The sequence below is a fragment of the Paenibacillus forsythiae T98 genome (assembly GCF_000520735.1).
GTDB lineage: Bacteria > Bacillota > Bacilli > Paenibacillales > Paenibacillaceae > Paenibacillus_AQ > Paenibacillus_AQ forsythiae.
Genome location: NZ_ASSC01000333.1, coordinates 1 through 11,585 on the forward strand (window position 1 = coordinate 1; position 11,585 = coordinate 11,585).

An 11,585-nucleotide genomic window follows, 5' to 3' on the forward strand; every position below is an offset into this window, starting at 1 on the left:
ACGGTCAGCGCACAGACCGGATTCCCGGCAGGCAGCGGAGGCAAGCCTTACGTAAGTGCGGCCAAGCCGTATGTGGCGGTCATTGCGCCCTATGTTCCGCTAGTTGCCGCCCAAGGCTCGAACATCAGCAAGGAAGAACAGCAGGAAGTCATCTCCAGGATGCAGGCGCTGGCTCCGGTCGCTCCGAAGCCGCTTGCCGGAACGTCCGCCGTAGATGGACAGCGGCCGACAGCTCCGGCCGACTCCCCTGCGGAGACGAATTCGCCGGAAACGAAGAGCATGGACACGATGCGCGGAACGATGAAGATGGTTACCCTGACCGATACGGGCGTGCCGACAGGCAAAGCCGCGATGGAAGAGGCCAGGGAGAAGAAGGAACGTCTGACCTTCCAGAAGCTGGACGACAGCAGCAATGTCCTCTACTCCTGGACCTTCGAGGGAGAGACGATCGAGACGCCCGAGGATATCAGCTTCCACATCGATTTCCCGGAGACGGCTCCCGCACTCAAGAAGGCGGCATCTTCCCTTGTCAAGCCGTTCTATATCTCCTTCGCCCATGACGGGAAGCTGCCCGGCCCGGCGGAGATTTATATCAATACCGGCAGCCGGTTCAGCGATGCGGACAACCTGACGCTGTATCTGCTCGATGCGGAGAAAGGCCGCCTGGTTCCGGCCGCGACGAATCTGAATGTGCAGGCGGGCTATGTCTCTTTTACGATCAGCCATAATTCCGATTATGTTCTCGCCGTCGGCGCTCCGTCCTATTCTTCCGGCAGCATCGTTATCGTTGTTGCGGTCGGCGTGCTTGTGGTCCTTGCAGCCGCAGTCGCGGCGCTGATCCTGAATGGCATGAAGCGACGCCGGAGATTTAAAGACGCGGCTTGATGACGAGGCCCGGACACAAAGATACAAAGGAAGGTGTGGAGATTTGATTTCAATTGAAGGGGTCAGCAAAACCTTTGGCCGCTTTACGGCGCTGGAGGACATTTCTTTCGAAATCGCGGACGGCCGCATTTGCGGGCTTGTCGGTTACAACGGAGCGGGCAAGACGACGCTGCTCAAGATGATTGCGGGGATCTATCGTCCCGAAGCCGGAAGAATCACTATCGACGGTATTCCGGTATATGAGAATGAACGCCTTAAACGCAGACTGTTCATGGCCCAGGACGATCCTTATTTTCTTCCGCAAGGGTCGCTTCAATCGATGGCGCTCTTTTTCAGCGGGTTCTACCCGAACTGGAGCCACAAAACATACAGAGAGCTGGTTGATTTCTTCGAACTGGACCCGGAGGCAAGAATCAGCGGATTCTCGAAAGGCATGCAGCGCCAGGCGGCCCTGATTTTGGCGTTTGCAACCATGCCCCAATATCTGCTTATGGACGAGTCCTTTGACGGCCTGGATCTGTCCAAGCGCAATCAGCTTAAGAGCATCATGTTCGAATATATGAAAAAGCACGGCACCAACATCGTGATCTCCTCCCACAATTTGCGGGAGCTTGAAGGGCTGTGCGACTACATTGCGATCATCCGGGACAAGCGTCTGTCCTTCGCGACGACGGTTGATGAGATGCGCAGACGGCGCACCAAGTACCGGGTCACTTTTCAGGGCGATAACGGAGCCGAGCAGTTGCTCGGCATTCAGGCCCGCAATATTACGCGGGATGACGACAGCTATATCTTCACCTGGGACGGCGGGGCCGATGAACTGCGGAGCCGGCTGGAACCGGCATCGCCGATCTGGATCGCGAGTGAGCCGATGACGCTGGAAGAAATCTTCTTGGATGAGATGGAGGACAAGGAATATGACATCGCAACCTTCTTTTGACCGTGTGATCACGGCGCCTTCTCCAGGGCCTGCCGCTGCTGCGCCTTCCCGGGACCGCGCTTTTCCGGTCTATCTCCATGCCTTCACGCGGGCGCTCATCCAGACTCTTGGCGTCGCCGCGCTCGGTCTGGCGGTATTTCTGCTGCTGATTCCCGTATCCACCGCTTTTATTCCCGGCAAGTCGATCTTTGACGAGAACTATACGCATAACCAGATGCAGTACCGGTTCTATTATGAGAGTCTGACCGGCGTCATCCATGCCGCCGTCATCGTATTCGGGGCCGCGCTGGCGATTGTCCTGTTCCGGTTCATGCTGGTGAAGCGCTCATCGGATGCGTACTTCGCCCAGGGCATTACGCGCGGGAAGCAGCTTGGCCTGCGTTTTATCATCGGGATCATCATGCTTGCCGTAGTCATCTTCATTCCGTTCATGATTTCTCTCCTGATGAATATTTCGGCGTTCAGCAGTCTGGGCTATGCCGGGCTCGCCATTAACGGAGGCGTTTATCTCTATGCCGGTTACCTGATTCTGGGGATCGTCAGCTTCTGCGTCACGGCGCTTGTCTGCTGTATGGTCGGCACGATGACGGAAGCGGTATTCTTCTCTCTGATGACCATCGGCGCGCCTTCTATTCTGCTGTACGGAGCCAACGCTTTAATGAAGCATCTGCTCTTTGGCAACTCGTTCGGGTTCTCCGCCAGCACGGGGACGGTCGAAGTGGGTGCCAGTCTTGTGGACAAGCTGGCCAGCTATAATCCGATTCTGTTCTTCTATCAGGCGGCCAAAGATTACTGCGCCCAATACACCCGCTTCGACGGTTTTGTCCAGCCTCCGGTTCGCGCCCTGCCTCTTCTGGGCTGGGTCATTGCCGCGCTGGTCATTGCCGCGCTCGGAGCTGCGGCGCTGTCCCGCCGCAAAGCGGAAATCGCCGGCGTATCGGGAACAAGCCGCATCCTGGGCGTCGCTTCCACGTTCCTGCTGCCGCTGCTTGGCTTTGCCATTGTGCTGGAGTACGGGGCGGATATGGGAACGGGATATTCCATTCTGGCCGCTTCCCTGACGTTTATTGTCGTCTTCCTGATTGTCGAGCTGGTTCAGAAGAATGGCTCCCGTGGACTCAGCCGGGGGATTCTGAAGCTGCCGTTTGGACTTGGCGCGGTGCTGGTCGCCGTAGTGATTCTGGTTACCGGCGGTTTTGGCTATTCCTCCCGGATTCCGCAGGTTGACCGGATTGCCAGCGTTCAGATGTCCTATGCCGGATCGCCGAACTATCTGGATGGTCAGGTCGGCGGCGTCAGCACGGGCGGCAGCTACTATGTCATGAGCAACTATACCTTTACGTCGAAGAGTGATCTGGAGATCATTACGGGGCTCCACAAACAAATTATCGACGGCGGAAAAGGCAAGCTGGCGCGTGACGCGGAGAATTTCTCAAGCACGACCGTTCCGTACGACATTATCGTCAACTATACGCTGGATAACGGTTCGCATCTGACCCGCTACTATGACCGGACCAAGCTCAGCGTGCTGGCTGATTTCCTGTCGCTCGACAAGACCGAGGCCGTCCGTAAGCAGACGCGCAGAACCATTACCGGAACGACCGAATCGCGCTACTGGGCGGCGGGAGCCTTCCGGAACGGTCTCGTGTACCTTGCGAGCAGCTTCTACACCAACCCGAGACAGGTCATTCTGTCGGACAGCCAGCGCAAGGAGCTTCTCGGGCATATTGCCGATGATGTCGAGGCCCAAAGCCTGGAAGACCGTTATTTTCCCAAAGATCAGGCGCTGGGGACGATCATGTTTACCCAGGACGGAGGTCAGGAAAGCCTGAAATTCGGCTATCGGCTGGAGAACAGCATCATTTATGTGACGCCATCTTTTACGAACACTATCCAGTATTTAAAAGAAACCGGCCTGTATTCATATTTGGAAAATACGGAGGAAATCGAGAGCATCACTCTTCAGTCGTATGATCCCTATGTCGGGATGAATAAAAGCAAGGACCCGAAATCGGCATACTTCCTCGGCTACATCGCCGATAACGACCGGGAGTTCATCCAAACCAAAGACTTCGGAGCGAATCCGGTGGTCAGCGATCCGGTCAAAATGGATGAGCTGGCGCCGCTGCTCAAGAACGACTATTACATGAGCGGGGGCGGCTATCTGGCCTGCGTGAAGCTGAAGAACAAGAATCTGTACGTCTACAAATTCCTTCCGGCCAAGGACGCTCCGGGCTACCTGGCGGATGCCGGGGAGCATCAGCATTAGGCGCATATGAGCGGCCATCACACGAATATTGGCGGCGGAAGCGAAATGAGGGATGGAGGGCTGCGCAAGCCGCCGCCCCGTTCGTCCCGATTGCTTCTGCTGCTCGGGGCTTTCCTTCTGCTGACGGCGCTGATCTCCCTGCTGGTGGGGAGGTACAGCATTTCTGCCGCCGAGCTGCTGGCGCTTGCCTCTGGAGGGGACGGCGCCGATGTGGGGGCGCAGGTGCTGCTTGAGGTCCGGCTGACGCGGATTGGCGCAGCCATACTGACGGGCGCCGCCCTCTCCATGTCGGGAACGGCCTACCAGGGAATGCTGCGCAATCCGCTCGTCTCGCCGGATATTCTCGGGGCCGCCGCAGGGGCGAGCTGCGGTGCGGCGCTGGCGATTCTGCTCGGACTGGACGGGTTCGCCGTGCAGATCGTGGCCTTCTGCGCCGGCCTCGCGGCGGTGCTGCTGACCTTTGCGGCAAGCAAAGCGGTGGCGGGAATGGCGGGAGGCGGGCCTATGCTGCTGCTGCTCACAGGGATGGTGGTCGGCGCGCTGTTCGCAGCAGGAATATCCATCATCAAATTCGTTGCCGACCCGTACAATACGCTTCCGGCGATTACCTTCTGGCTGATGGGGGGGCTCAGCTATGTCACCGGGACCGACCTGCTTGTTCAACTGCTGCCGATGACAGCCGGAGCCATTCCCATGCTGCTTCTCGGCTGGAGGCTGAACGTGCTGTCGTTCGGGGATGAGGAGGCGTCCGCGCTGGGCGTCGATGTCCGGCGGCTCAGGCTGGCGTTCATCATCGGGGCTACGCTGCTCACCTCCACTGCGGTATCCGTCGCCGGAATGATCGGCTGGGTCGGACTGATTATCCCGCATCTGAGCCGGATCATCGCCGGAGTGAATCATCGTCTGCTGCTCCCTGCCTCGGCGCTCATCGGCGCGTGCTTTCTGCTGATCGCCGACGATTTGGCGCGCGGGCTGTTCGATCAGGAGATTCCGCTGGGTATTCTGACCTCGATCGTCGGCGCCCCTGTATTTTTAACTTTATTAATGAAGGAACACCAATAAGCTCCCGAAGCGGAGGCTGGAAACCTGTCACCCTGGACGGATGAGAAGAAAGAGAAGAAAGGAGGAAGCCCCTATGGCTGTACGGCGCATATCGCTCATTCTGGCCGCTTGTCTGTTGTCCCTGGCGGCGGCAGGCTGCGCGGATTCCCGGGGAGAAACGCGGACAATCGAGAATATCAAGGGGCAGAGCATCACCGTTCCGGTGGAAGCCAAGCGAGTCGCGGCCGTGTACGGGCCGTCGTATGAAACGCTCGTATTGCTTGGCGCGGAGGACCGGATCGTTGCCTGCTCCGATGTGCAGGTGGACAATTTCCCGTGGGCGCAGCGGATCTTTAAACGCTTGAATTCGTTGCCCAAGCTCGAAAATGTCCATACCGCCGTGAACATCGAAGCTATGCTATCGTATAAGCCCGATTTGGTGCTCGGGTTTCCCCGTCCGAATGAAAGCAACAAGCTGGATAAATTGAAAATCGCCAACGTGCCAGGAGCCGTAACGCCCAATCTCGAAAGCACGCTGAAGCAGCTGGAGGTATACGCCGCCGCCCTTGGCGGAGATGCGCCGGAGCGGGCGCGGGAATTCGAGGATTATTTTCGCTCGAAGCTGAAGAGGATCAAGGAGGTAACGGACAAGCTGGCCGCTTCCGAGCGTCCCGCCGTATATTATTCGGCGATTGATCTTCTGTCCACCTACGGCAAATATTCCGATCTTACGGAAGTGATTTCCGCCGCTGGCGGGCGATCCGTTACCGGGGACTTTGAAGCGGGCAACCATTCCCAGATTACGTTCGAACAGCTGGTTCAGTACAATCCCGCTTATATTTTTATCGATCATGGAGGGATCAACGACCTCGATACGGCGGAGAAAATCAGGCAGAATACTTACATCGACGGCAGATACGGTCTAATCGAGGCCGTGGCGAACAAGCGGGTTTATTTGACGCCGAGCGGCGTGTTCTATTGGGATATGGGCCTGCAAAAGATACTGCTGGTCATGGAAATGGCCAAAATTCTGCATCCCGACCGCTTCGCCGATTTGGACATGAATGCGGAGCTGAGGGAGTTTTACTCCAAATTCTATCACTATGAGCTTACGGCGGAGGAAGCCGGTAAAATTCTGAACAGGGAGAACCCGTGAACAAGGAGGGAACACGAATGGAGAACGGATGGAATACTGTCATTTCCAGATACACTGTGGAAGGAATGCATTGTCCAAAGTGCGAGTCGAAGATTAAAGGGGAACTAGAAGGGATCAACGGAGTCAAGACGGTGGAGGTTGACCGGGAAGGCAAGCGGGTCTCGGTTACACATGCGGCAGAGAAGGATCTTGCGGAAAATATTCGCAGCCGCATCGGAGAGATGCATGACGGGAAGTTTACCGTTACCGGCATGGCTGCCGGAGCGATCGAGGGTTGATGACAACGGTCAACTACGGCCTAAGCTTTATTGAAGGCGTGCTGACCTTTATCTCTCCCTGCATGCTGCCCATGCTTCCGGTCTATCTGTTCTATCTGGCGGGAGTGGCCGGGGAGGAGCGGCAGGAGCCTGGACCTTCTCCGTCTCGACGGGGAAGCGGACTTCCTCTGCTGCGGAATGCGGCGGCTTTTGTAGCCGGATTTACCGTAATTTTTGTATCCTTGGGAGCAGTCGCAACGGTGGTTGGAGCTTTCCTGAATGCGCATTTGGCGGTGTTCCGCGTCATAGGCGGTCTGTTGATGATCCTGTTCGGACTGGGCTTTGCCGGAGTGCTCAGGCTGCGCTTCCTGGAGGCTGAGAGGCGTCTGCCCTTTCGGACCGGGAAGCTGACGTTTATTCGCTCGCTAATATTTGGAGCGGTCTTCGCCTTTGGCTGGACGCCGTGCGTCGGGTACTTGCTGTCCTCGTCGCTGCTGATGGCCGGAAGCTCCGACTCCGTGCTTCAGGGCATGCTCTTGCTGCTGCTCTATTCGCTTGGACTCGGACTGCCGTTTCTGTTCTCATCACTTATTTATAATGAGCTTAAGGAGACGTTTCGCTTCCTGCAGCGGCATAACCGGCTGATCGGCATATTGTCGGGAGCGGTCATGATTACCGCAGGCATCCTCACTCTCACGGACCGGATGCAGTGGCTTGCGAACTTAAGATAGGAGAGAATGCCATGAAAAAGAAGCTGTGGCTGTGGACCGCCCTGCTGGCGATTCTGCTTGCGGGCAGCGCCTTCGTATACAGCCGGGCGCAGGCGGTTCCGGAGACTCCGCTGTCGGGCAGCGTTCCGATTGAGCTGCTGAAGGCCGCATCAGGATATGCGGGGCCGGCCAAGTCCGGCAAGCTGAAGGCTCCGGATTTCACGCTGCCCGATCTGTCGGGCCGGCAGGTGTCGCTCGCGGACTACAAGGGAAAGATCGTTGTGCTTAATTTCTGGACGACCTGGTGCAGCGTCTGCAAGAAGGAGATGCCGGAGCTGGACGAGGCGTCGAGCATTTTGATGAAAAAAGGCGAAGTGGTCCTGCTTGCAGTCAACACCGGCGAAGCCCCGGAGACGGTCAAGCAATATATGAAAGATAACGCCTATTCCTTGCCCGTTCTGCTGGACCCGGACTCATCCCTCTTTAAAAAATACGGATTAAGAGGCTACCCCACCACGGTCGTCATCAATCGCGACGGAACCGTGTACGGCGGGGTGGAGGGCGCCATTACGGCAGATTCGCTGCTGAAACTCGGCGATCTTTGATTCAGAAGATAACTGTCTGTTATCCTATATCTGAATAGGATAAAGGGGGAGTTAAGAATGCAACGTTGCGGCAGCATCGAAGAGGTAAGGGACAATATCGACAGGCTGGACCGGCAGATTGTGGCGCTGCTGTGTGAAAGACACGGATATGTAAATGAAGCGGCCGCATTCAAGAAGGATGCCGATGCCGTTAAAGCCCCACAGCGCGTAGAGCAGTTGATTGAAAAAGTGCGGACAACGGCCGCGGCGCATGACGGCGATCCGGATGTCATCGAAGAAATCTATCGCGGGATCGTGTCGGTTTTTATAAACAGTGAACTGCGGCTTCATCATGATATGACGAATGGAAAGGACGCCCAATCATCGGCTGAGTAACCGGACGATCCGGCGAAGGAGCAGCACCCATGCGGGCCAATGGGTGAATCTTACTCGCAAGCCTCCCGTATTTCAGGGAGGTTTTATGCTATAATGATGCCAGGTAGATTACTATTTTTGTCTGGAGCGTAAGCACAAGTGAATATCGATGCCAGCATCATCATTCTCAATTACAATACGTGCCGCCTGACAGTCGATTGTCTGCAGTCGGTCTATGACTCGGAAACCCAATATGCCTATGAAATTATTTTGATCGACAACCATTCTTCTGACGATTCGGTGGAAGTCATAAGGGAGCGGTTCCCGGGCGTGAAGCTGATTGCCAACCGGGAGAATACCGGGTTTGCCCGGGCCAATAATCAGGGGATGGGGATCGCCTCCGGACGTTATGTGCTGCTGCTGAATTCGGATACGGTGGTGCAGCGGAATACGCTGGAGACGATGATCGCCCTGATGGACCGGAGACCGGAGCTTGGCGCTTCGGGATGCAAGGTGATTTTGCCGGACGGCAGTCTGGATAAGGCTTGCAAGCGCGGATTTCCGACGCCTGCGGCTTCCTTCTATTATGCGTTCGGATTCAGCAGGCTGTTCCCCGACAACCCGAGGTTCAACGGCTACCAATTGGGATACCTCGACCCTGACAAGGAATATGAGGTCGACTGTCTGGTCGGCGCATTCATGCTGGTGAGGCGGGAGACTATTGAGCAGGTTGGCGGACTGGATGAGACCTTTTTTATGTACGGAGAGGATCTGGATTGGTGCTACCGGATCAAGGAAGCGGGCTGGAAGATTTACTATTATCCAGAGGCTTTCATCGTGCACCTGAAGGGCGGCAGCGCGCGGCGCAGACCGCTCAAGATCATTTATGAGTTTCACCGCGCCATGATTGTCTTTCACCGCAAGCATTACAGCAGGAAGTATTCTTTTCTGGTCAATGGAGCTGTATACGCCGGGGTGGGCGTCAAGCTTGCCGCTATGCTTCTGCGCAACGCGCTGACGCCGAGACGGCGGAAGCCAGCGCCTGTGCCAAGTCTCTCTGCTGCGGCCGAAGCCGGGGCGCGTTCCGAATCGAATGCCGAGGTGAGATTATGATTCGCCGCAATCAGCGTTTTTTGACGCAGCTTTACATGGTTGCCGACTTCATTATTATACAGGCTGCCTTTCTGCTCTCCTGGTGGCTGAAGTTCAAGAGCGGCTGGATGCCTTATGAGCATCATATGCCGGTGGAATCGTATGCGTACTGGAGCCTCGTTTATGGCGGAATCGCCGTGCTGCTCGGCATCCTGCTCACGCTGTACATGCCCAAGCGGAAGAAGCGGTTTGCCGACGAGTTTCTGAGGATTTTCCAGGTGCATATGATGGGGATCTTCATCCTGCTCGGCCTGATGTATTTTGCAAGAGAAATCGATATTTCCCGTCAATATTTGGCCATTTATACCGGCACGATTATGCTGTCGACCATGCTGTACCGGTATGTGCTGAAGAAGATGCTGAAGTCTTTTCGGGAAAAAGGGTTCAACCGCCAGTTCGTGCTCATTCTCGGGGCGGGCACGCTCGGCAGAAGAATTTATGATAATCTCGCCCAGTACCCCGAACTGGGTTATGAGATTATCGGCTTTCTGGACGATTACCAAACCTGGGATACCCTCGATTCCCAGCGCTACAAGCCGATTCTCGGCAAGCTCGATGAGCTGCCGTCTCTACTGGAGACGATGCTGATCGACGAGGTGATTCTCGCTCTGCCGCTGGATGTGCATCACAAGTTTCCCGCTATTATCGCGGCCTGCGAACGGGCCGGAGTCCGCACGCTGATTATTCCGGATTTCTTCGATTATCTGCCTGCGCGTCCGTATTTCGATAATTTTGCCGGATTGCCGATGATCAATGTGCGCGATATTCCGCTGGACATGACGGCCAACCGGTTGGCCAAGCGAATGTTCGATATCGTATTCTCGCTGTTTGCCATCGTGGTGATGAGTCCGCTGATGCTGGTTGTGGCGCTGGGAGTGAGGCTGACTTCGCCGGGACCGATCATTTTCCGGCAGGAGCGGGTGGGGCTCAACCGCCGCACGTTCACCATGTATAAATTCCGCTCGATGAAAATGCAGCGGGACGGCGAGGAGGACACGGGCTGGAGCACGGAGCATGATCCGCGCCGCACCCGCTTCGGAACGTTTATCCGCAAGACGAGCCTGGATGAGCTTCCGCAGTTCTTTAATGTGCTGATGGGCCATATGAGCGTGGTCGGTCCGCGGCCGGAGCGCCCCTATTATGTGGAACAGTTCAAGGGGGAAATTCCGAAGTATATGGTCAAGCATCATGTGCGGCCCGGAATCACCGGCTGGGCGCAAAGCAACGGACTGCGCGGCGACACTTCGATTGAGGATCGGATCAGGCATGATATCTTCTACATCGAGAACTGGTCGCTGCTGTTTGATATCCGGATTATTTTCAAGACGATCCGCAACGGCTTCATCAATAAAAATGCTTACTAGGAGAGGCAATGTTATATCGTTTCCCCGTTTCCGCCCATTGTGGGGCGGGGCGGGGAATTGTTGTTCATTCACAGCTTTGCGGCGAAAAAAGCGAAAAAATGTTCGTATTTTCCGCTTGTTTAAATTGACACGTCCAGTCCAGCTATTTTAACATATAAGAAGCAAAAAGCGCGGCGGCTGTAGAGCGGCCTATCCATTTCAACCGAATAAGGATGGAAGATGATGACTGAGGTACGACAAATGATGGAGAGCTGGCGGCATGTATTCAAGCTGGACCCGGACCGCGCGATCAGCGAAGCAAACTTAAGGGCGGTGTGCCAGTCGGGTACGGATGGGATTTTGGTGGGCGGCTCCACGGGCCTTACCTATGACAATACCGCCCGTCTCCTGTCCGGAACACAGCGATACGGCGTGCCATGCGCTTTGGAGGTATCCGATCTGTCCGCCGTCGTGCCCGGCTTTGACGCCTATATGATTCCGATGGTGCTGAACGCATCCGACCCGGCATGGATTGTCGGCCATCACCGGGCAGCCGTTGAGCGATATGGCGATTTTATTCCCTGGGAGCTGCTGCTGGCCGAGGGTTATATTGTGCTGAACGGAGATTCCGCCGTGGCCCGTGTGACCGGGGCGGATACGGGCTTGTCGGCGGAGGGGGCGGCCGCCTGCGCGCATATTGCCGACAAGCTGATGTCGCTGCCCATCGTCTATCTGGAATACAGCGGCCGCTTCGGAGAGGTACAGACAATGAGAGCCGTCCGCGAAGCCGTAGGCCATGCGCGTCTCTTCTACGGCGGCGGGGTGGCCGGACCGGATGAGGCGAGGCTTGCGGCTTCACTGGCCGATACGGTT

Annotated in this window: 12 protein-coding genes; all 12 read left to right on the forward strand. The window is 56.3% G+C overall.

The genetic code is table 11. From position 1 onward, the window contains the following. Window positions 1-885 (forward strand): hypothetical protein (locus L692_RS32630; RefSeq protein ID WP_036723194.1); only part of this gene is annotated, 885 nt, incomplete at its 5' end. Window positions 886-928: 43 nt separating this feature from the next. Continuing rightward, complete coding sequence (locus L692_RS0110810; protein ID WP_025699745.1) at window positions 929-1,825, forward strand: ABC transporter ATP-binding protein; 897 nt, start codon at window positions 929-931, stop codon at window positions 1,823-1,825. After that, window positions 1,803-4,094, forward strand: coding sequence for an ABC transporter permease (locus L692_RS0110815; RefSeq protein WP_025699747.1), 2,292 nt, complete (start codon window positions 1,803-1,805; stop codon window positions 4,092-4,094). Before L692_RS0110810 ends, L692_RS0110815 begins: the two co-directional genes overlap by 23 nt. A 6-nt stretch (window positions 4,095-4,100) precedes the next feature. Continuing rightward, a complete protein-coding gene (locus L692_RS0110820) occupies window positions 4,101-5,156 on the forward strand; it encodes a FecCD family ABC transporter permease (protein ID WP_025699748.1) in 1,056 nt (351 codons plus the stop codon). A gap of 73 nt (window positions 5,157-5,229) precedes the next feature. Next, window positions 5,230-6,291 (forward strand): ABC transporter substrate-binding protein, encoded by a 1,062-nt coding sequence (locus tag L692_RS0110825; RefSeq protein ID WP_025699750.1) that lies wholly within the window; start codon window positions 5,230-5,232, stop codon window positions 6,289-6,291. A 17-nt stretch (window positions 6,292-6,308) separates the two neighbouring features. Then, window positions 6,309-6,569 (forward strand): heavy-metal-associated domain-containing protein, encoded by a 261-nt coding sequence (locus L692_RS0110830; RefSeq protein WP_036723196.1) that lies wholly within the window; start codon window positions 6,309-6,311, stop codon window positions 6,567-6,569. Then, window positions 6,569-7,279, forward strand: coding sequence for a cytochrome c biogenesis CcdA family protein (locus L692_RS0110835; protein ID WP_025699760.1), 711 nt, complete (start codon window positions 6,569-6,571; stop codon window positions 7,277-7,279). The genes L692_RS0110830 and L692_RS0110835 overlap by 1 nt, the downstream gene beginning before the upstream one ends. A gap of 11 nt (window positions 7,280-7,290) precedes the next feature. Next, window positions 7,291-7,863, forward strand: a complete 573-nt coding sequence (locus L692_RS0110840) for a TlpA family protein disulfide reductase (protein ID WP_025699762.1) — start codon at window positions 7,291-7,293, stop codon at window positions 7,861-7,863. 57 nt (window positions 7,864-7,920) lie between these two features. Beyond that, window positions 7,921-8,238: a chorismate mutase gene (locus L692_RS0110845; protein WP_025699764.1), complete on the forward strand. Its 318-nt coding sequence runs from the start codon at window positions 7,921-7,923 to the stop codon at window positions 8,236-8,238. A gap of 144 nt (window positions 8,239-8,382) precedes the next feature. After that, window positions 8,383-9,330 (forward strand): glycosyltransferase family 2 protein, encoded by a 948-nt coding sequence (locus tag L692_RS0110850; RefSeq protein ID WP_025699766.1) that lies wholly within the window; start codon window positions 8,383-8,385, stop codon window positions 9,328-9,330. Next, window positions 9,327-10,733, forward strand: a complete 1,407-nt coding sequence (locus L692_RS0110855) for an undecaprenyl-phosphate glucose phosphotransferase (RefSeq protein WP_025699768.1) — start codon at window positions 9,327-9,329, stop codon at window positions 10,731-10,733. The genes L692_RS0110850 and L692_RS0110855 overlap by 4 nt, the downstream gene beginning before the upstream one ends. A gap of 222 nt (window positions 10,734-10,955) precedes the next feature. Beyond that, a partial coding sequence (locus tag L692_RS0110860) for a geranylgeranylglyceryl/heptaprenylglyceryl phosphate synthase (RefSeq protein WP_051503479.1) occupies window positions 10,956-11,585 on the forward strand: 630 nt, incomplete at its 3' end.